Here is a 22796-nt window from a genome sequence, read left to right as displayed (position 1 = left end):
CTGCTAGTATTACTGATTTGCTTGTTATTATTTTTATTAGGCATGTATAAGATAAATAAAAACAATAAGCCTAATGTTCGAATAGACGGGATATTATGGGATAAAAAACCTTCGAATTCGAGAGTCGTCATAGCTGGTAAAATTTACAGCATAGGCGATAGTATCAATGCAGGAAAAATATTAAAAATTGACAAAAACGATATTGAAGTGTTTCAGGAGCCCAGGCAATTTTCTATTGTAGACAAATTGCCATTTTTAAAAAATAGGTTCATGAAATTTATAAGGAGTAACTATCCCGTTAGAGAAAAATTGAGCCTTAAGTTTAAAATACAAGACTCATAATATTTATATTACAGGAGTAATTATGAAAAATTATTGTTTTATGATAGCATTGTTGATTTGCTCTTCATTGCCTCTAGTGGGCATAAGTGCAGAAGTACCGGGAAAAAAACACCTTATTTCGTTAAATTTTACAGATACTCCTCTTGGCACTGTGCTTACTATACTGACTGAAAAAACAGGCTATAAACTGATTACAGACCAGGAAATGGCAAAAAGAAGAATAGCTTTTAAGTTAGACAATGTTACTACGGACGATGCACTGAACGCTTTATTAGACACCTATAACCTTTATTTTGTGAGGCAGGGAGACACGAATATCTATGTTGTTAAGAGTAAAAGTGATGCGGTTATGACTACGGTCACTAAAGTGTTTTTCTTAAGTTTTTCTACGGCCAGAGACCTTGATGGAGTCTTAAAACAAAATCTGTCCAAAAACGGCAGCATATCCTCAGACATGCGTTCTAATAGTTTAATTATTACAGATGTAGCAGACAATATCGACAAGATGGAAATATTGATCAAATCCCTGGACTCTCCCCCGCAGCAGGTTTTATTAGAGGCAAATATTATAGACATGAAATTGGATTCAGCTTTTCAAATAGGGTCGGAAATTACCAGCCTTTCTAATACCTCTGTTATGCCCAAGTATGAATTCCAACAGACTCTTTCACAGGGGCTTTCTGCTGGAGGAAAGCTTTCGGTTTCAATCCTTAACAATGATTTTAATGTTAGGGGTTTCATCGACGCCGTTAAAAAAGATACTAATGCAAAAATCCTTACTAATCCGAAACTTTTAGTTTTAAATAATCAAGAGGCAAACATAGATATTATAGAAGAAGTTCCATACGAAGAGTCAAGTATTTCCACTGCCGGGTCAGCTATCGCTACAACAAAATTTAAAGAAGTCGGTATTAAGCTCCGCGTAAAACCTCAGATTAATAGAGATGGCACGATAATTTTAATGGTTACCCCGGAACAGAGCTTCAGAACCGGTGAATCTATAAGCAATGTGCCTGTGATTTCAACAAGCAAGGCAAATACAACTTTTATTCTTAATAACGGTGAAACCGCGGTTATTGGCGGCATGGTAAGAAATTCAAATTCAAGGACGGAATATAAAATACCAATATTGGGAGATATCCCTCTAATAGGCTTTCTTTTCAAGAAATATGATACCGAACGCGTAAGGACTGAGTTAACTATTCTTATATCCGCAAAAATTATAGTTGGGCATGATAGTGTCGTAAAATAGTAACCTATCATTTTTATATATGCCTTATGTACGCTAAAAAATAGAGGTAAGTTATGAGCTCCCTTAATAACCCTGAAAGCAAAGTCTCTGTCCTTGTTTTGGACGATGAAGTAATAATCAGGGATACTTTTTATGATTATCTGGAACTCTTTGGTTTTACTGTTCGGACTGCAGAAAATTCTACGGAAGCTCTCGATATTTTAAGGCAATTCGGAGCGGATGTTCTAGTAGTTGATTATAATTTGCCCGACATGAACGGTTTATCTTTTATCAAAGAAGCAGCTGCTATTTCGCAGGATTACATAACATTTTTGGTTACGGGTTCTAATTCTTTAGAAGTTGCTGTTGAAGGAATGAAAATCGGCATACATGATTACCTTGTTAAGCCGATCAATTTAGAAGAACTAAAAACTCTGATCCTTAATGCCATTGATGAACGTAATAAATTCATAAAGGGCAAGTCTATAATACAAGAATTTATCCAAACGATTTCAGTTAATCAGTCTCAGGATCAGCCAATAATTCATATAGTTCAAAGGAATATTAAATAAATTATTCAAAACAAGTTAATCTCCGTAATGTTTCGACTTTGCAATTCGGCTACGCTCACTGTCTTGAGGGTTTCGGCTAAGCTCAGCCGGGTGTCCCAGTCGCAGGGCTCAACACCATGAGTGAAATCGAAGGTCAAGGGCACAATGTGTTTTTCAGTGCCTCCTACTTTATTTAACCTTTTATATAAAATTGTGAAAAATCTCCATATTTTGTCCAGATTACCTGAATATCAGAAACAGCTGCTTATTGTCTTATCTATATTTATCATAACTCTCCTGGCCCATATAAATGTTTTAAGGAATAGTTATGTTCTTGATGATTTTCGTTTAATTGTGAACAATGATTTCATCTCTAAGCAAGGCAACATTAAAGTAATTTTCGACCTTAAACAATTTTTAAATCCCGTAAAAATAGTATGCGGAGCAAGGCCTTTAACTATAATTTCATTAATGCTGGATTATTTTTTCTGGCAGCTTAATCCTTTTGGTTACCATTTAACGAATTTAATGCTTCATGGGCTTAATTCAATACTTGTTTATGTTTTATGCTATCTGCTGATAAAAAATAACAGCCATAAGTATTTATCAAGTATTTTTGCAGCTCTAGCTTTTGCGTTGCACCCTGTGGTATCGGAAACTGTAAACATCGCTTCTTTCAGAGGAGATCTTTTAGCAACATTTTTTTATTTAAATGCCCTGATATTATATTTAGCCGTTTCCAAAACCTACGGGAATATAGCTAAAACTATTTTTTATACAATCATATTCTTTTGTTTTATTTTAGCGCTCCATTCTAAAGAAATAGCCCTTTCTTTTCCTTTCATTATTATTATAGGCTTCATATTACGAAGTAATAACCCTGTAGTTCAGGATTGGGTAATTATTGTTTCATTAATTGCAATCTCGTTAGGTTTCTTCCTGTTTTATTGGGCCCCGCGATATTCCTACTTTCCCGGTATCACATTTTTTCCAAATATTGAAAACAATATGCAGCCCTTATCTTCTATGCCTGTGTATTTAAATACTATTTTATCATCTTTTATGCACAATTTAAAAGTTCTTTTTTGGCCGTTCAATCTTTCTATTGATTATTCTGTCTATGTTCCCAAAGCGCTTTTAAATATTATAAATCTGGCAGCAATCGCGGTTATAACAATTTCTGTTTATTTATTTGTGTTTTCCAATAATCTTGTTTTAAGATTCGGCCTAGGTTTTTTTGCTGTTACTTATGCGCCTATAAGTAACGTAATACCTCTCATTAATACCGTCAACGACAGGTATTTATATCTTCCATGCGTAGGTTTTTGTATTGTTATTACAGGTATAATTAACACTATTAATACGCGCAAACTATTTGTGACTACTTTCGTTAAAACTATTACAGGATTAGCTATTCTTTTCGCATTTGCTGTAATCACTTTGCAAAGAAATCATGTTTTTAGAGACAGTTATGCACTCTACCAGGAAGCCGTCAATCATGCACCAAAGAATATAAGGGCTCATTTTAATTTTGCGATTGCCAATATGACAAATGGTAATTTCAAAATTGCATTAAATGAGTTTGAAAGTGTTTCAAGATTAAACCCCATATTTAAACGTGACGATGTGTGGTATTTGATGGGTATTTGTTATAAGGAATTAAACAATCCAGCTATGGCTAAATTATTCTTTAGTAAATCACTGCTGATCAATACAACAAGCGATGCTATAAGAGAATATTCAAGAATACTTTCCATGGAAGGAGACAATTACAGCGCATTTTGGTTATTGTCCAGAGGTGCAGTAATGTTTCAAGATCCTTTATTGCTGAATGATTTAGGTGTGCAATGCTCCAGAATAAAACTGCCTGAAGCTGCAATAATATGTTTCGAAAAAGCAATAAGCCTAGACCCTTCATGTGAAGAGGCTAGGAAAAACCTATCTGAAACCTTGAAAAAGCAAAACCTTCGGAAACAGTACTAAGTATAATCATTTTACGATACAAAAGACACTGAGCCCGTTCAATCGTATGTATGCGCCGTGTCAATTTGAAAAATAATTAATAAATTAGTAAAATCCTAGATATGATAAAAATTATAATTGAAGATATTAGAACTATATTTCACCGCGATCCGGCGGCCAGATCCTTTTTAGAAGTAATCATCTGCTACCCTGGCCTTCATGCTATTTGGTCACATAGGATAGCCCATTTCCTCTGGAAACTACGGTTCAACCTTATAGCAAGGCTCATATCCCATATAAACCGGCATTTTACCGGTATAGAAATCCATCCAGGCGCTACGATAGGGAGAAGGTTTTTCATTGACCACGGGATGGGAGTTGTAATAGGCGAGACCACGGAAATAGGCAATGATGTCCTTTTATACCAGGGAGTAGTACTCGGCGGTACATCCTTGGAGAAAAAAAAGAGGCATCCTACTTTAGGAAATAACGTTGTTATAGGCGCAGGAGCTATAGTTCTAGGTGCGATAACTATAGGCTACAATTCAAGGGTCGGGGCAGGCTCAGTCGTGCTTCATGACGTCCCTGCAAATGCAACAGCGGTAGGCGTGCCGGCACGCGTAGGAATCGGATTTTCACAGGAAGACCTTGAAAAACTCGAACACGGCAGACTTCCGGACCCGATAGCCGAAGCAATGCGCTTTATGATGCAGGAATTTGAGAAACTGGAACAAAGGCTTAAAATATTAGAATCCAAAGAAGGCGTTAAAATACAACCCGACAAAAACCTTGAAGAAAAGAAAAAAGAACTGGAAAAAGAATTTGAAGACTGGACAAAAACATAAAACTAGAGATTTTCTTTCATACTTCCTCTAATCCAACCCTGGTTAGAAATATCTCCCTGAAAAGATTTATTTTACAATATCATTCTCGCTTTTCTTCTGTTCCTGTTTTTAGCAAATTTTTGAACTAATAACTCATTACCCAGGACTATGAACTTATTATTGACAAAAGTTAAGTTATGTGCTATAATTAGCACTGTTGCATGTTGAGTGCTAATTTAACATTTATGAGGTGTTTTTATGAATATAAACAAATTTACTATAAAAGCTCAGGAAGCGGTTGCAGATATGCAGAATATCGCGGCAGAGTACCAGCACCAGGAACTTTCCCCCGAACATTTGCTCATGTCTATGCTTAACCAGGCAGAGGGAGTAATACCTGCGATATTTGCAAAACTTCAGGTCTCTCTTAACCTGGTCAAGGGCCAGCTGGAAGAGGAATTAAAGAAAAGACCGCAGGTTCAAGGCGCTCAGGTTTACGCATCAGCAACATTAAATAAAGTTTTTTCTTTAGCTGAAAAAGAAGCTAAAAAGCTTAAAGATGAGTTTGTTTCTACCGAACATTTATTGACGGGTGTTATAGATGAAGGAGGTTCAGGCGCTGCTGTAATATTAAAGAAAAACAATATTACCAAAGACCAGGTTTTGAAGGTCCTTATAGAAGTACGCGGCAGCCAAAACGTAACTGACCAGAACCCGGAAGACAAGTATCAGGCGCTTGAAAAATATTCAAGAGACCTCACTGACCTTGCAAAAAAAGGAAAGCTTGACCCTGTTATAGGAAGGGATGACGAGATAAGAAGGACAATCCAGGTCCTGTCCCGCCGCACAAAAAACAATCCGGTATTGATAGGCGAACCCGGTACGGGTAAAACAGCCATCGTAGAAGGCCTGGCACAGAGAATCGTATCCGGTGATATACCGGAAACTTTAAAGAATAAGAAGATTATAGCCCTTGACCTGGGCTCATTGGTGGCAGGAGCAAAATACAGGGGCGAGTTTGAAGACAGGCTTAAAGCTGTTTTAAAAGAGATTAAAACTGCAGAAGGAAAAATCGTGGTTTTTATCGATGAACTGCATACTATAGTAGGAGCCGGTGCTGCAGAAGGCGCTGTAGACGCTGCAAATATGCTTAAACCCATGCTCGCGCGCGGCGAACTAAGGATGGTAGGAGCTACAACTTTAGATGAATACAGGAAGCATATAGAAAAAGATGCGGCGTTAGAACGCAGGTTTCAGACAATATATATAGGAGAACCGTCAGTTGAAGATACTATCGCGATACTCCGCGGGCTCAAAGAACGCTACGAAGTACATCACGGGGTAAGGATTAAGGATTCTGCTCTAGTTGCCGCTGCCACTTTGAGCAACAGGTACATAACGGACAGGTTCCTGCCGGATAAAGCTATAGACCTTATGGATGAAGCCGCGTCCCGGCTTAGGATAGAGATAGATTCAATGCCGGCCGAACTCGATGAAGTCGAACGTAAAATCATGCAGTTAGAGATAGAAAAACAAGCCGTTAAGAAAGAAAGCGATAATATTTCAAAAGAGCGTTTGAATAAAATGGAAAAAGAACTTGAAGAACTTAAGAAAACCTCCCATACTATGAAACAGCATTGGGAAAAGGAAAAGGCAACTATATCGGAAATCAGAAAATTAAAAGAAGAACTTGAAAATTTAAAGGTGGAAGAACAAAAACTCGAACGCTCCGGCGACCTGAACACCGTTGCAGAGATCAGGTACGGGAAGATCCCTCAGGTCCAAAAAATGATAGAAAAAGAAAACGAAAAGCTTAACTTATTACAAAAAAACCAGAGGATGCTTAAAGAAGAAGTTGACGAAGAAGATATAGCTGAGGTCGTCAATAAATGGACAGGGATCCCCACAGCAAGAATGCTAGAAGGCGAAATGGCAAAACTCCTTAAGATGGAAGACAGGCTTCACCAGCGTGTTATAGGCCAGGACGGAGCTATAAACTCCGTATCAAACGCCCTGAGGCGTTCCCGTTCGGGGCTCTCAGACCCGAACAAACCTATCGGCTCTTTTATATTCCTTGGGCCCACCGGTGTAGGAAAAACCGAGCTTGCAAAAGCTCTGGCTGAGTTCATTTTTGATGATGAGAAGAATATGGTCAGGATAGACATGTCTGAATACATGGAAAAACATTCTGTTTCAAGGCTCATAGGCGCGCCTCCCGGGTACGTCGGCTTTGAAGAGGGGGGCCAGCTTACGGAAGCCGTAAGGCGCAGGCCTTATTGCGTAATTCTTTTTGACGAGATAGAAAAAGCCCATCACGATGTTTTCAATATACTTCTTCAGATACTTGACGACGGCAGGTTGACCGACGGCCAGGGAAGGACTATTGATTTCAAAAATTCCGTTCTTATTATGACGTCCAATATAGGCTCCAGCTGGATACAGGAAGCGGTAAAATACGATGAGATGAAAAACAGGATCAACGAAGCGCTCCATGCGCATTTCAGGCCGGAATTTTTAAACCGCATAGATGAGATAATAATTTTTAACAAACTCGGGGCCGAAGAACTCCAGGCCATAATCGATATACAACTGAAACTGGTTGAAAAAAGGTTGTTAGAAAAAAAGATAACGCTTGAATTGACAAAAAATGCGCGAAATGTTATTGCCCGCGAAGGTTATGACCCTGCTTTCGGAGCCAGGCCTCTTAAACGGACTATCCAAAAACTCATTTTAAATCCCCTTTCAACTAAAATAATCGCAGGAGAGTTTAAAGAAGGCGACAAGGTTGTTGCAGATGCGGAGCGCAAAGGCACGGAAGAAACACTTGTGTTTGAAAAAACAGATACAAAAACAATTAAAAAAACACAAACCGTATAAATCCCAACAATAATTGAAAAATAATAGACTGAACTACCCAAATAATCTTTTGAATTTTGAAATTATATCATTTATTTTGACCTATAATTTAGGATTTTTATTGTTTTCTATTTGTTATTTAATAAGGGGTTGACAAATTTTTATTTTTCTACTATAATTTGTTTAAATTATGCGAAAACTCTGCTTTTCCTTATTTTTCATAATCACACTCATCTTAGTTTCATCTTCATTTTGTATCGCTGCACCACCAGATCCAGTCTTTCAAACCGTAAAAAACTATAGCGGCACTCTTGCCATTTTCTGGAACGTTCACGGCTCTCCGACTTTGTCTACCGACTATTACATCTATATTGCAACGATAAGCATAGGGGGGTTGTCCTTTGCCCAATTAGAAGGAAACAATTCAGTGCAGAAGATATCAGCTCCTTACCTGGGCCAGGCGGATATGCATGTGTTTTATTCCAACACCATCACAAATACAAGGTATTATGTCAGTATAGTTGCTTTTGATTCTTCTGGAGGCACGGTTAGCGCCGTAATGGGCCCAAAAACTGTAACAGCTATTTCCGGGCCGATAAGCATTACAAATGTAACTACAACAGTAGACGGGATAAACACCTATCAAGTCGGTTACGATTCCCAAACAATAAGACTTACATTCACTGTTGCCGGAACCGGTGATGGTTTTGACCCCACATCACAGCCGGATATTTTTCTTGATATTGTGACCGCCATTAATGTTAAAAGCACCTTACTTTCAGGAACTAGAATTCAAGTGCCTATTATAACTGGCTATAACCTTTTTTTTAGTAGCACAACATTCTCATGTACTCCTACTTTTACATGGGATTGCTTCATAAATGAGCATGGTGCTGGACAGCATAAACATAACGGAGGATACTTTGTCAGGGCATATCCATCAAAAACTGCGGCTGATTTCTTGGCTGCAAATTATGTAAATGTAGATGTAACCCATATTAATATAGATCAAGGAATAGTTTACACTTCTGTTGGAGACGTAACCAAGGAATTACATTACGGCCCGCCTTTCAAGTTTAATTATTACCTGAGCAAAAACGGATTTGTAACAATGAAAATATGGGACAGGAAACAGACGCCAATTACCAGCGATGATACATTAGTAAGGGTTGTCGTAAGTTCAGCTCCAAGGAAAGAAGGCGATAATATATCGTCAATAGACAAAGGCGCATCTCCTGATGACTGGGATAAAACAGTCCAGGTAGAGAGTTGGGACGGCAGAAACGAAAAAGGGCTTATCGTTAACAACGATGTTTACAGATACACAGTTGATGCTATAGAGTTTTGGGGGCAATCCGGCAGCTTTTTTAACAAAAATATTACGGACAGCCACAATATTGAAGGAACCATAGCATTTGATGTCCTCAGGCTCATCAATGTAGCATCTCTTGGAATAACCCAGGATACACCTCTTGGCCACATAAAATATACTTTAGCCGGTGCTAACTCACAGATGGGCGGAGCAAAGATAAAAATAATTATATGTTCTCCGGGGACAACATTTTATATGAGCCAGACTACAGGGAGTCTCCACTATCTAAGTTCATCCACCTATAGTTATGTTCCAGGCGACCCCATTCCATTTAATAAAAATAATATCAAAAAAGTATTTGTATTTAACCGCTCAGCAGGCGACCAGGATGAGACATGGGACGGTTATGACGAAGCTGGAATGTCGCTTCCCAATGACAACTATGTATTTACTGTTTCAGGCATAGACGATTCAGGAAACCACGCGATTGATAACTCGGGTAATGATAAGGTAATAATCGGAAATATAACGATAGACAAGACAGTAGCCCAGGTTGCCGGTGATTCAACTGCACCCACTATTACAGATGTAACAGTTGATGGAACTTCGGTATTTTCAGTAAGCCCGATCCTCTCCCAGCCTTTTACAACGATCACAGTTACGCTTGAGGACACCGGCGGGTCAAGCCTCAGTTTAAGTACAACAACAGGTTCAGGAGTAACAGTGCTCGGCGGTTTGAGCCCAACTTCGATCTCTAATGCAATCGCAGGTACTCACGGTACCAGCGGGGGAAACGTAATAACTTTTACCTGTGCGCCACAAAGCACCTATGCTTATTATAAAATACAAATAGTAGCTAAAGATAATGCAGGGAACACTACAACCGATAATACTAAATATTCATTTAGCTTAAGCGTCACACAGGCAGGCCTGCAGGCGGCATTGCAGCAGTCAATATATGTATATCCAAACCCTGCAAAAGGCGTAGCTGCGGTGACATTCGCATACAATGCGGCTTCTGTAACAACTGCAACACTGGAAGTATTCAACATCTTAGGTGAGCTGGTATATACAGAACCTTGGCCCGCAGCCTCCGGCGAAATAAAGCGGCCCTGGGGCTTAATAAACCAGGCAGGTAAAAAACTTGCGACTGGGCTTTATCTTTATAGAATAAATATTGGAAACTCCAGCGACAAGAAAGCACTTAACAAACTGGTCATTGTGCAATAAGGAACTTTAGGATAAAAAATGAAGAAAGCATTGATAATATCAAGTATATTTTTAATATCAGTTATTCCAACTTTTGCTGCAGGTACCGATGCAGGCACATCCACAGCTGTGTTTTTGAGAATGGAACAGGGAGCAAGAGCACTGGGCATGGGCGGCGCTTACGTCGCTATGGATAAAGACATAGAATCTGTCTGGTGGAACCCTGCAGCCCTTACTTTTACGGACGGAATGCAGTTGCATTTTGCCTACTCTGATTATATAAGCGACCTAATGGGTTCCTATGCAGCGATTTCAATACCTGCAGGAAAAAATGTCAACAGTTCCATTATACTCGACGTTAACTATATATCCATGGGGAACCTTGATGCAAGGGATGGAGCAGGAACAGTAATAAAAACTATCAGCTTAAATAGCCTTGTCGGAGGCATTGGATATTCTTTCCCGGCAACTTCAAATATCAGTTTTGGTGCCCATGCGAAATATTTTCAGCAAAACCTTGGAGATTATTCCGCTGCAAGCTTTGTCGCCGATGCCGGTTTGTTGTATAAATTTTCAAGGAACTTGAATTTTGGCGTTTGCGCACAGAATATCGGTCAAAAGATAAAAATCTCAGACGTTGAAAACCAGCTTCCCATGAACATAACTGCAGGTCTGGCCTATATGGTTTCACCCAAAATAATATTTACGGCAGATGAAGAGATGCCTAACGATGCCGATAGCCGTTTTCACATTGGAAGCGAATATAGAATGAGCGATTCCTTCTTTTTAAGAGCAGGCTATAATGCAAGCGATTCTGTCGGCTTTTCTGCCGGAGCAGGGTTCTTGACACCGGTCGTTCTAAAAACGCAAAGTGAGGGGGCCTGGTGGAAAGAAGCGGTAAACCGTGACTGGAAACACAATGTAATAAGAATTGATTACGCCTATATAAGTTCAGCAGGAAATTTAGAAGCAACCCACCGGATATCTGCCACTTTTAAGTTCTAATTTTGCCCCAATGTCTATGCAAAAATTATAAAATCAAACTTGTTGATTTATAAAACTAAATTTTATAAAATAGGTTGTCCTTTATCGGTTATTCTACTTAGAATAAACGGAGCAGGTTATAAATATGAACATTACTCAAAAAATCATTTCAAAGCACCTGGTTTCAGGAAAAATGGTACCTGGCGTAGAGATAGGCCTTAAAATAGACCAAACCTTGACCCAGGACGCCACAGGTACGTTGGCATACCTGCAGTTTGAAGCTATGGGAATACCTAAAGTTAAAACAAAGCTTTCGGTAAGTTATATCGATCATAATACCCTGCAAACAGGCTTTGAAAATGCGGATGACCATAGATTTTTACAGTCAATAGCGTCCAAATACGGCATATATTTCTCTCCTGCGGGAAACGGCATATGCCATCAGCTTCATTTAGAAAGGTACGGAGTCCCAGGACAGACCTTGATAGGTTCTGATTCTCATACACCTACAGCAGGAGGCCTTGGAATGCTTGCCTTCGGTGCAGGGGGGCTTGACGTGGCGTGTGCTCTGGCAGGAGAACCGTTCTATGTAACTATGCCCAAGATAGTTAAGGTAACGCTCACAGAAAAATTAAAACCCTGGGTTAGCGCAAAGGATATAATCTTAGAGCTCTTGAGGCAGTTAAGCGTCAAAGGCGGCCGGGGCAAGATATTGGAATTCTGCGGCCCCGGGATTAAGTTTTTAAGCGTAGAAGAACGCGCCACGATCACTAATATGGGCACTGAGCTCGGGTTGACTACATCTATATTCCCTTCTGACGAAATAACAAAAAAATTCCTGAAAGATCAAAACCGCATAAAGGATTTTGAGGAACTGTCGGCAAGCCAGGATGCTATTTATGACGAACAAATGCAGGTAGACCTGAGCAGACTTGAACCTATGATAGCCCTGCCGCACAGCCCGGACAATGTCAAGAAAGTAAAAGAAGTAGAAAACATCGAAGTACAGCAGGTAGCCATAGGTTCCTGCACAAATTCTTCCTTAAAAGACATGATGCTTATCGCAAAAGTTTTAAAAACCAGAAAAGTGCACCCGAATGTCAGCCTTGTCCTTTCTCCTGGCTCAAAACAGGTCCTCGTGATGCTTGCAAAAACAGGAGCATTAGCCGATATCGTAGCAAGCAATGCCAGAGTCCTTGAATGTTCCTGCGGGCCGTGTATCGGCATGGGGCAATCACCGTCAAGCGGAGCCGTGTCGCTCAGGACCTTTAACCGTAATTTTGAAGGAAGGTCTGGAACAAAAGATGCCAAAGTCTATCTTTGCTCGCCAGAGACAGCTATAGCTGCCGCCGTTTTCGGAAAGATCACAGACCCAGATAAGCTTGGAAAAGCTATCAAGATTAATTTACCGAAAAAACTCGATATTAATGATAAGCTTTTTATTCCCCCTTCAAAAAACCCGCAAAAAACGGAAGTCCTAAGAGGCCCGAACATTAAGCCCCTTCCACAGTTTGATAAATTACCAGATAAGATCCGGCCTTTAGTATTAATAAAGCTCGGAGACAACATAACTACAGACCATATTCTTCCTGCAGGTTCAAAAATTCTGCCTTTACGTTCGAACCTGCCGGCGATAGCCGAATACACTTTCCATAACGTGGACAAGGATTTTATAAAAAGAACCAAAGAAAATGCTGTCTTTCATAACGGCGGCGTAATAATCGCAGGTGAAAACTACGGGCAAGGTTCATCAAGGGAACATGCAGCCCTTGCACCCAGGTTTTTGGATATTAAGGCAGTTCTGGCAAAATCATTTGCCAGGATACATCTCGCCAACCTTATAAACTTCGGGATACTCCCGTTAACGTTCCTTGACCCGGAAGATTATGACAAGATAGAATTAAGGGATAAACTGGAACTTAACGACTTGATCCATTGTCTAAAGAACAAAAGCGTAGTTAAAGTAACCGTGGAAAGGACAAACACACAAATCATACTTCAGTATGACTTGACTGCGCGCCAAAGGGATATAATACTTGCCGGCGGGCTCCTTAACTGGATAAAGAATAAAAGAACGGCATAAAATTCAGAACTACCCCCGAGTTCCGAGTAATGAATCAGAAACAATCAGCTTGACAAAATTAATGTCAAGTGGTATAATTAGCACTGTAGTATTAAGAGTGCTAATTAATGAGGCGTAAAATGGAAACCAAAGAATTAAAACAATTGATTATTGCAAAATCTATAGCCGCTAAGCTGGCTTCAAGGAAATTGGCAGGGTTTACAAGCGATCAAAAAAATAAGATACTGCTTGCCCTGGCTGACGCCATAGCTAAGCAAAAAGACGAGATACTTTTCAGGAACGAAATAGATGTCGAAGCTGCAAAAGAGTCAGGGCTTAACGATGCACTTATAGACAGGCTGGCTTTGAACGAAAAAAGAATAAGCGAAATGACAAGAGGCTTAAAAGATGTAGCAGTATTGCCCGATCCTGTAGGCGAGATAATAGCAGACTGGACGCCGCCACTGGGTATCCATATACAAAAAATTAAGGTCCCTCTTGGCGTTATCGCCATGATCTATGAATCAAGGCCAAATGTTACCGTAGATGCCACAGGCCTTTGCCTAAAAGCAGGGAACGCTGTCATCCTGCGCGGCGGTTCAGAAGCTATAAACACCAACCATACACTGTTTAAAATAATAGCCCAGGCAGCAGGTACAGCAGGCCTGCCGGAAGGAGCGATCGGGTTTATAGAAACGACTGACAGGGAAGCTATATTCGAACTTGTGAAGCTCGATAACCTCATAGACCTAGTTATACCGCGCGGCGGAGAACAGATGATAAGAGATATCAGACAGCAGGCTACGGTTCCTGTTCTTTCACATGGAAAAGGCCTTTGCCACACCTACATCGATAAAGATGCAAACCTGGAAATGGCTAAAAAGATAGCGGTCAATGCAAAATGCCAGAGGCCGGGGGTTTGTAATGCCCTGGAAACTCTTTTAATGCATAAAGATATCGCAAAAAGTTTTCTTCCGCCTCTGTGTAATACCTACAAAGAACAGGGAGTAGAAGTCAGGGGCTGCCAGATCACAAAAAGCATAGTACCCGAAGTTATACCCGCAAAAGAAGAAGACTGGTCAACCGAATATTTAGACCTGGTACTGTCTATAAAAGTCGTAGATTCCGCTGAAGAGGCCATTAACCATATCAATAAGTACGGTTCAGGCCATTCGGAAGCGATAATCACAGAAAATAAACAAACCGCCGATAAGTTTTTGAAGGAAGTTGATGCTGCAGCCGTATTTCATAATGCTTCCACGAGGCTCCATGACGGCTCGGTCTTTGGGCTCGGTTCAGAGATAGGCATCTCTACCCAAAAGCTCCATGCAAGAGGCACTATGGGAATTAAAGAGTTAACGACAACAAAATATATAGTTCACGGTAACGGAGAAATAAGAGAATAATAAATAGCGGATAGCGTAGAGCGTAGAGCGGATAATAAAAATCAAAAACAACTCATGATTTTTTTCTATCCGTCATTCTCTATACTCTATGCGCTTTTTTAAAATATTGCGCTTAGAAAAATCAAAGGTTGTAACTATACGCTAAGCACTATCCGCTCTACGCTTTTAAATAAGTTCACTACAATTTAGGAAGGGATGACAGTCCGCCAAAGGTTCAATGGCGGACACAAGAAGGGAAACCAAAGGTTTCCCTATTGGGAGCGTTCCGGCGAGCAGTTTCATATCGAGCCGGAACAATCCTTCTCCCGCAGAGAGCGGGAGAAGGTAAGTCCCCGCCCAAGGCGGGGACGCGACATAAGGGAGGCCTTTATGACAACACCGATGGATATCCGTCAGATCAATGAAAAAGTCAAACAGGAAAGCATCTTTGTAGCACAGTTACTGAGCGAAATAAACAAGGTCATCGTAGGACAAAATTATATATTAGAAAGGATGCTTATAGGCCTTCTGGCTGACGGGCATATCCTGATAGAAGGCGTCCCGGGCCTTGCAAAAACCCTCGCAGTAAAGACTTTGTCAAGCGCTATACGGACAAAGTTCCAGAGGATCCAGTTCACGCCGGACCTTCTTCCTGCAGATTTGATAGGGACCCTTGTTTACAACCCGTCAAACGCAAGTTTCAGCGTTAAAAAAGGGCCGATATTCTCTAACCTTATACTTGCTGATGAAATAAACCGCGCCCCGGCCAAGGTCCAAAGCGCTCTTCTTGAAGCTATGCAGGAATACCAGGTAACCATAGGCGACACTACGCATGCTCTGCCTGAACCGTTTATGGTCCTTGCAACACAAAACCCTATAGAACAGGAAGGTACCTACCCTTTGCCTGAAGCTCAGATCGACCGTTTTATGTTAAAACTGAAGATAACATATCCGAACAAAGAAGAAGAAAAACAGATACTGGAGCGGATGACGTCCAAAACCTTGGAAAAAGTAAACCCGGTCATAACGCCTGAAGACATAAAAAAGGTAAAGGCTATCGTACACGATATCTACGTGGATGAAAAGGTAAAGAATTATATAGTTGATATCGTATTTGCTACAAGAAAACCCGAAGACTATAAACTTGAGAACCTGAAATCACTTATAGCCTACGGTGCATCGCCCCGCGCTACTATATGCCTGACACTGGCTGCAAAAGCCTATGCTTTCATCAAAGGCAGGGGCTATGTGACTCCCGAAGACGTGAAAGAGATAGGCCTTGATGTCTTAAGGCACAGGGTCATACCGACTTATGAAGCTGAAGCCGAGGAAACGACCAGTGAAGATATAGTTAAACAGGTCTTTGACGGAGTAGAAGTACCTTAACGGCAGGTAACAGACTACAGACCACAGACTTCAGACTAAAACCAAAGATTTATAAGTCTGTAGTCTCAAGTCTCTGGTCTGCTGTCTCTAGTCTGTAGTCTAATAAAATGATTCCAAAAGAGATATTAAAACAAATAAGGCATATCGAGATACGTTCCGGAAAAATGGTAAATGAGATATTTGCCGGCCAGTATTCCAGTGTGTTCAAAGGCCGGGGAATGGAGTTTGCCGAAGTAAGGGAATACATGCCCGGAGACGACGTACGCTCTATCGACTGGAACGTTACTGCACGTTACGGGAAGCCTTATGTAAAAAAATTCACCGAAGAAAGAGAGTTAACTGTAATCCTTTTGGTCGACGCCTCCGCATCCCAAAAGTTCGGGACCCAGAACAAATTCAAATCAGAAATAAGCGCAGAAATTTCCTCAATCCTTGCATTTTCAGCCATCAGGAACAATGACCGGGTAGGAATGATAATATTCACTGACAAAATAGAAAAGGTCATCAAACCCAAAAAAGGCAGGAATCATATCCTGCGGCTTATACGGGAGATATTATTTTTTAAACCATCCGGCAAAGGCACGAATATCTCCCTTGCCCTTGGCTACCTTAATGAGCTTTGGAGAAGAAAATCCGTCGTATTTTTGCTATCTGATTTTATGGATAAGGACTTTGAACCTGCCTTAAGGATAACGAACAAGAGGCATGACCTGATAGCGATAAACCTTTCCGACCCGAGAGAACTTGAGTTGCCCAGAATCGGGCTAATGGAGTTGGAAGATGCCGAAACCGGTAAAAGAATAACGGTTGACACTTCAAACGAAATGTTCTTAAAAGAATTCAAAACAAAGAAAGAAAACTGGCAAAGGAATATTGACAGGATTTTTTTAAAATCAAGCGTGGACCATATTCACGTATCTACCGACAAACCTTATATATTGCCGTTAATCCAGTTTTTCAAAAAACGGGAAAAAAGGATCGGAAGATGAAAAGTATATTAAAACTCATTTTATTCTTGTTAATAAGCTGTATCCCCTGTTTGGCGGATCAGGGCAGCGTTTTGATACAAAACAGCACGGACAAAAACAAAATAAGTATCGGCGACAACCTGAACCTCAAGGTAAACCTCACCTTTCCTCAAACTTTCACGGTTGACCTTCCCGAAAAACTCCCGGAGATCAAAGGCTGGGATATAAGGGATTTTAAAAAAGAGATCCAAAATAAAGAAAGCAAACAGCAGGTAAACCTTATATACACCTTAGCGACATTTACTACGGGAGAGGTATTGATCCCTGAAATAACTTTTAAATTTAAAGACTCTCAAGGCAAAGAAAACGAGATAAAGACACAGAGTATAAAAGTAGAGGTCGAAAGCCTGCTCTTAAAGGAAGGCGACAAAGGGGATATAATAGACATTAAACCGCCGTTTTACTTAAAGATCCCTTTAGCTGCTTATTTTTTATGGATATTCATCACAGCTAGCCTCGCTGCAGGTTTTTTGTTGTGGTATAAAAATTATCAAAAAAGAAATAAACTTATTTTACCTGTCTCTAACGAACCAAAGATCCCCCCTCATATAACTGCTCTTGAAGAACTTGAAAAACTTAAAAACTCAGGGCTGCTTAAGGAAGGACGAATAAAAGAATTTTATATCGCCTTAACGGATATTCTCAGGGATTTTCTTTCTGCTACCTATCAAATTGAGACAAGGGACCGGACAACAAGCGAGATCTACAGCGACCTGCGCAGGAAGATAACCGATAAAAAAACTTTGGCTAATATAAAAGGTTTTTTTGAACTTTGTGACCTTGTTAAATTTGCGAAATACCGCCCGGATGAAAAAACTTGTATGGATGATCTGGAAACAGGAGTTAAAATAGTAAAAAACCAGACAACTTGAGTCTGAAGTCTTTTGTCTGATGTCTGTGGTCTAAGGATTTATAACATGCGCTTTGCATCGCCTTTATTCTTATTATTATTGATAACGATCCCTCTAATTGCCTGGGAAGAGTATAAAAGAAGGAAAAATAGGACATCTTCCCTCTTATTCTCAGATGCTTTATTATTGGGCCAGATCAACCCTTCGCCAAAAGTAAAACTGCAGTTCCTGCCGGTTTATTTACGGTATATTGTATTTATTTTTTTAATCCTTGCACTTGCACGACCCCAGGCAGGGCAGAAAACAGAAGAGGTCTTCAATCAGGGAATCGACATTATGCTAGTGCTTGACACATCTTCAAGCATGCAGGCAATAGATTTTGAGCCGGACAACAGGCTGGTTGCGGCAAAAAATGTTGCCAAAGATTTTGTATTAGGCAGAAAATATGACAGGATAGGCATCGTGGTATTCAGCGGGCTGGCCTATACCCAGTGCCCTTTGACCATTGACCATGATTCAGTTTTAAATTTCCTTGACCAGGTTGAAATAGGCATGACTCAACTTGACGGTACTGCCATAGGCTCTGCGATCGCGACAGCGGCGATACGCCTGAAAGGAAGCCCGGGAAAGAGCAGGGTAATGATCCTCTTGACTGACGGCAGGAACAATATGGGAGAGATCGATCCCGTAACCGCAGCCCAAGCTGCTGCTGCAAGTGACATAAAAATATACACCATAGGCTCAGGCAAGCCGGGAGGCGCGCTATATCCTGTAGATGATCCTTTGTTCGGAAAAAGGTACGTAAAGATACCTGAACAGGAACTCGATGAATCTACGCTGTTAAAAATAGCTGAGGCCAGTAACGGCCGTTATTTCAGGGCGACTGATACGAAATCGCTTTCACATATATTTAAACAGATCGACCAGATGGAAAAAACAGAGATAAAATCAATAAAATATATTAACTATACCGAGCTGTTTTTATATTTTCTATGGCCGGCTATCGTACTCCTGGGGTTTGAACTATTTCTTTCATATACCTGGCTTAGAAAAGTACCGTAACGGCAGACAACAGACTACAGACTTGAGACTAAAGCAAATTCCATAGTCCTTGTTTTTTGTTTGTAGTCTGTAGTCTGTAGTCTGAGGTTAATTATGCGTTTTAATCATCCGAACATATTATTTTTAATGCTTTTCATACCTTTGTGGGTGCTGTTGTTTATTTATGTTTTAAGACATAAAATCTCAGCACTTAAAACTTTCGGGAATATCGCTTTAATTGAAAAACTATCAAGTTTGAGTATAAAAAAGCAAATTATTAAATTCTTGTTTATACTTATTGCTCTTTTTTGTTTCATTATAAGCTTGTCGCAGCCACAAATCGGCACAAAACTCGTTGAAGTAAAACAAAAAGGCGCAGATGTTGTATTCCTTATAGATGTATCCAACAGCATGCTCGCTGAAGATACGGCATCCCAGGGGACTAAAGGAGCCAGCCGCCTCGCTAGAGCAAAAAAACTTTTGTCTTTATTGATAAACAATCTTCAGGGCAACAGGCTAGGGATAATTGCCTTTGCAGGTAATGCTTTCTGGCAATGCCCGCTTACGCTTGACCTGTCAAGCGTAAACCTGTTCCTGGATATAATGGATACAAGCCTGATACCTTTGCCCGGGACAGGTATAGGAAATGCTATAAGGCTTGCAAATAAGGGCCTTTCTAAAACCGAACCGAAATCAAAAGCTATTATTCTTATCACGGACGGCGAGGACCACAACTCCAACCCGGTCGAAGCTGCCGAGGAGTCCGCAAAGGAAGGCATAAAGATCTTTTGCATAGGTTTTGGGAACCCTCAGGGTGAACCCATTCCTCTCAAGGACGATAAGGGAACTTTCACGGGCTATAAGAAAAATAAAAAAGGCGACGTTATAATGTCAAAACTTGACGAGTCCCTGCTCACCAATATTTCCTCACTTAGTGACGGGCAATATTTCCGTGCAAGCGACGGGGCTATAAACATCGCAATACTTGCGAGTAAAATAAAAGGCCTGAAAGGACAACAGCTTTCAAGCAATATAAACCGGGAATATGAAGACAGGTTCCAATATCCCCTTTTCTTCGGGTTCCTGTTATTGTTAGTCGAGTTTTTGATACCGGACAGGAAATCAGTTATAAGCGACAAGTTGTAAGCGGTAAGAAACGGCAAGGACCAGAGATTAGGCTTAAGGCAAAATCATGAAAAAAATATTTATATTTTTAAATTTATTCTTTTTATCGTATAATCTGTATGCTGGGGCGCCTTCGAAAATAAGGTCAGGCAATGCCTATTTTAAAAAAGGAGATTTTCAAAAATCTCTTGATAACTACAGGGAAGCGCAAATAAACCAGCCTGATAATCCTGCAATCCATTTTAATATCGGAGATTCTCTGTACAAAATGAACCAGTATGACCAGGCAAACAATGAGTTTAACAAAGCAGCCGTTTTTAATGATAAAAAACTTCAAAGCCGTGTTTATTACAACTTAGGCAACAGCTCTTTCAGGGAGAACAAATACGACCAGGCCCTGGACTATTATAAAAAAGCTATCGAGCTGAACCCGGATGATGCTGAAGCAAAATACAACTTTGAATACGTTAAAAGGCAAAAATTAAACCCAAACAATAAAAATAAAAAAGATGAGAAGAAAAAACAAGAAAAAGACAATAACAAACAAGCTAAGCAAAACGACAAGGAAGATAAAAAAAATCAAATGTCAAAAGAAGACGCCCAAAGAATATTACAGTATTTCGACCAGGCAGACAGGGATTCAGCTAAGAAAAGGAAAATGAAGATGCCTCAAATGCCGAAAGTAGAAGAAGACTGGTAGAACGGCAGCTATAAGCTTTAAGTTGTAAGCTCTAAGAAACTACAAAAACAATAAAATGAATAGGAATATATTAAGAACAACATTATTTTCATTGATGTTTCTTATAACTTATAGCTTATCGCTTACTACTGCCGTTCGTGCTGATGACATAAGTATTTCAGCCAGCGTGGACAAGAACGTTGTATCCATAAATGACCAGATCGTACTTGAGATAGATGTTTCAGGGACAAGCTCGAACCTCCCGAATCCGGATATCCCCCAGCTTACTGATTTTAATATGTATTCTTCCGGAAGGTCTCAAAATGTATCAATAATAAACGGGCAGGTATCAAGTTCTATAGTGTTTAAGTATGTGTTAGTTCCCAAAACAATAGTAAAAACCACTATACCGCCCATTACTTTAAACTATAACGGTAAAATCTATCAGACCCAGCGTATACCGGTAGATGTTGTCCAATCCGCACCCTCTCAAAATAATGCCCCAAGGCAACAGGGCAATTATTCCGGGCCTCAAGAACAAAACATACCTGAAACCGGCGATGACCTCTTCCTGGTTGCAGAGGTTGATAAAAAGAATGCCTATGTAAATGAACAAATAACCTATTCTTTGAAATTTTACAGAAGGATAGACCTCCTTTCTCAACCTGGCTTTACGCCAAGCGATTTTTCAGGTTTCTGGTCTGAAGATTTCGCTCCCAAAAATTATAATGCTGTATATAAAGGCAGAAGATACCTGATTACAGAATTAAAAACCCTGCTTTTTCCCACAAAACCCGGCAAGTTCACCCTGAAAGAAGCATCCCTGACATGCCAGATACCCGACTACAATTCCGCCGATTTTTTCGGCGGTTTTTTTTCACAGGGAAGGACAAAAATCATACAATCGAAACCCATTACAATTAACGTAAACCCGCTGCCTGAAGCCAATAAGCCAAAAGGTTTTAACGGGACGGTGGGCCAATACAGCATAACTGCGGATATAGATAAAAAAACCGTAAAGGTCAATGAACCCGTGACCTTGAACATTCTAGTATCTGGCACCGGGAACATTAAAGCTATAGCAGAACCGCAGTTGCCGGACTGGCCTGATTTCAAAAAATATGAAACGGTAGGCTCTCTAAATATAAATAAGGACTCCGGTGTCTTAAAAGGCAATAAGACTTTTACTACAGTAATAGTCCCGCAGACACCGGGTAATAAGACCATTGAACCGATAAGTTTCCCGTTTTTTGACCCGGACAAAAAACAATATGTAAATGCGCAAACACCTTCATTTAAGCTTTTAGTCAAGCCCGGGCCCCAGATCGAAACAAATATCCCGGAACAAAGAACAAATGACATAAAAATAGTTAATAAGGATATAAGGTTTATAAAAACTCTGGCAAATTACAGGGTATTTGAGGGCTATATATACACAAAGGCCTGGTTTAAACTGGTAAATCTTGCTCCGGTCTTTATTTTCGGATTTGTTTTTATATATGTGAACTGGCAGGAGAAATTAAATAAAGATATAGCCTATGCAAGAAGCCTGCGGGCTTCAGGCACTTCAAAAAAATACCTTAAAAAAGCCGTTAAACTGCTGAACCTTGAAAACTCATCAGAGTTTTATAACGCAATCTCAAGGGCAATAGTTGAATACATAGCAAATAAAACAAATGTTTCGGCAGAAAGCCTTACCTCAAGCATAATTTCCGCTATTTTGTCAAAGAAAGAAATAAAAGCTGAAACCATAGCTGAAGTTAACAGGCTGTTGGAAGAATGCGCTATGGTACGGTTTGCTCCATCTCAGGTGACTGAAAGCATGATGCGTGAGATATATCAAAAAACAGCCATAACAATCAACAAACTGGAAAAGGAACTATAAAACCATTAAAAAATGCAAATTGCAAAATGCAAAACTGGAAATCAGTGGAGCTCCTCCGGAGGAGCCTGAGGCTCCTTTAATAA

17 protein-coding genes are annotated in these 22796 nt (G+C 40.1%); all 17 read left to right on the top strand.

What is annotated here, in order from left to right:
• The first annotated feature begins 42 nt into the window (after window positions 1-42).
• Window positions 43-342, top strand: coding sequence for a hypothetical protein (locus LHV68_09015; GenBank protein MCB4792015.1), 300 nt, complete (start codon window positions 43-45; stop codon window positions 340-342).
• Between the two features lie 22 nt (window positions 343-364).
• On the top strand, window positions 365-1594 hold the full coding sequence (locus LHV68_09010) for a hypothetical protein (GenBank protein MCB4792014.1): 1230 nt from the start codon (window positions 365-367) through the stop codon (window positions 1592-1594).
• A gap of 53 nt (window positions 1595-1647) precedes the next feature.
• Window positions 1648-2145, top strand: a complete 498-nt coding sequence (locus tag LHV68_09005) for a response regulator (GenBank protein MCB4792013.1) — start codon at window positions 1648-1650, stop codon at window positions 2143-2145.
• Window positions 2146-2355: 210 nt separating this feature from the next.
• On the top strand, window positions 2356-4107 hold the full coding sequence (locus LHV68_09000; protein ID MCB4792012.1) for a tetratricopeptide repeat protein: 1752 nt from the start codon (window positions 2356-2358) through the stop codon (window positions 4105-4107).
• 101 nt (window positions 4108-4208) lie between these two features.
• Entirely contained in the window at window positions 4209-4931 is a 723-nt protein-coding gene (cysE, locus tag LHV68_08995; protein MCB4792011.1) for a serine O-acetyltransferase, read from the top strand.
• A 237-nt stretch (window positions 4932-5168) separates the two neighbouring features.
• A complete protein-coding gene (gene clpB, locus LHV68_08990) occupies window positions 5169-7787 on the top strand; it encodes an ATP-dependent chaperone ClpB (protein MCB4792010.1) in 2619 nt (872 codons plus the stop codon).
• A gap of 169 nt (window positions 7788-7956) precedes the next feature.
• Complete coding sequence (locus tag LHV68_08985) at window positions 7957-10308, top strand: T9SS type A sorting domain-containing protein (GenBank protein ID MCB4792009.1); 2352 nt, start codon at window positions 7957-7959, stop codon at window positions 10306-10308.
• Window positions 10309-10326: 18 nt separating this feature from the next.
• A complete protein-coding gene (locus LHV68_08980; protein ID MCB4792008.1) occupies window positions 10327-11292 on the top strand; it encodes a PorV/PorQ family protein in 966 nt (321 codons plus the stop codon).
• Window positions 11293-11410: 118 nt separating this feature from the next.
• Window positions 11411-13354: an aconitate hydratase gene (locus LHV68_08975; protein ID MCB4792007.1), complete on the top strand. Its 1944-nt coding sequence runs from the start codon at window positions 11411-11413 to the stop codon at window positions 13352-13354.
• A 119-nt stretch (window positions 13355-13473) separates the two neighbouring features.
• On the top strand, window positions 13474-14739 hold the full coding sequence (locus tag LHV68_08970) for a glutamate-5-semialdehyde dehydrogenase (GenBank protein MCB4792006.1): 1266 nt from the start codon (window positions 13474-13476) through the stop codon (window positions 14737-14739).
• 369 nt (window positions 14740-15108) lie between these two features.
• On the top strand, window positions 15109-16104 hold the full coding sequence (locus LHV68_08965) for a MoxR family ATPase (GenBank protein ID MCB4792005.1): 996 nt from the start codon (window positions 15109-15111) through the stop codon (window positions 16102-16104).
• Between the two features lie 107 nt (window positions 16105-16211).
• The gene (locus LHV68_08960) at window positions 16212-17093 is read left to right on the top strand and encodes a DUF58 domain-containing protein (protein MCB4792004.1); all 882 of its coding nucleotides are present in this window, start codon (window positions 16212-16214) and stop codon (window positions 17091-17093) included.
• Window positions 17090-18004, top strand: a complete 915-nt coding sequence (locus LHV68_08955; GenBank protein ID MCB4792003.1) for a BatD family protein — start codon at window positions 17090-17092, stop codon at window positions 18002-18004. The genes LHV68_08960 and LHV68_08955 overlap by 4 nt, the downstream gene beginning before the upstream one ends.
• A 45-nt stretch (window positions 18005-18049) precedes the next feature.
• A complete protein-coding gene (locus tag LHV68_08950) occupies window positions 18050-19045 on the top strand; it encodes a VWA domain-containing protein (GenBank protein MCB4792002.1) in 996 nt (331 codons plus the stop codon).
• 93 nt (window positions 19046-19138) lie between these two features.
• Window positions 19139-20170, top strand: a complete 1032-nt coding sequence (locus LHV68_08945; protein ID MCB4792001.1) for a VWA domain-containing protein — start codon at window positions 19139-19141, stop codon at window positions 20168-20170.
• Between the two features lie 46 nt (window positions 20171-20216).
• Window positions 20217-20849, top strand: a complete 633-nt coding sequence (locus LHV68_08940) for a tetratricopeptide repeat protein (protein ID MCB4792000.1) — start codon at window positions 20217-20219, stop codon at window positions 20847-20849.
• Window positions 20850-20904: 55 nt separating this feature from the next.
• Window positions 20905-22713 (top strand): BatD family protein, encoded by a 1809-nt coding sequence (locus LHV68_08935; GenBank protein MCB4791999.1) that lies wholly within the window; start codon window positions 20905-20907, stop codon window positions 22711-22713.
• Window positions 22714-22796: the final 83 nt, after the last annotated feature.

This window comes from Candidatus Liberimonas magnetica (assembly GCA_020523885.1).
GTDB classification, from domain to species: domain Bacteria; phylum Elusimicrobiota; class Endomicrobiia; order Endomicrobiales; family JAFGIL01; genus Liberimonas; species Liberimonas magnetica.
The sequence above is the reverse complement of the archived record's forward strand: the minus strand, read 5'-3'. Positions and strand labels throughout refer to the sequence as shown.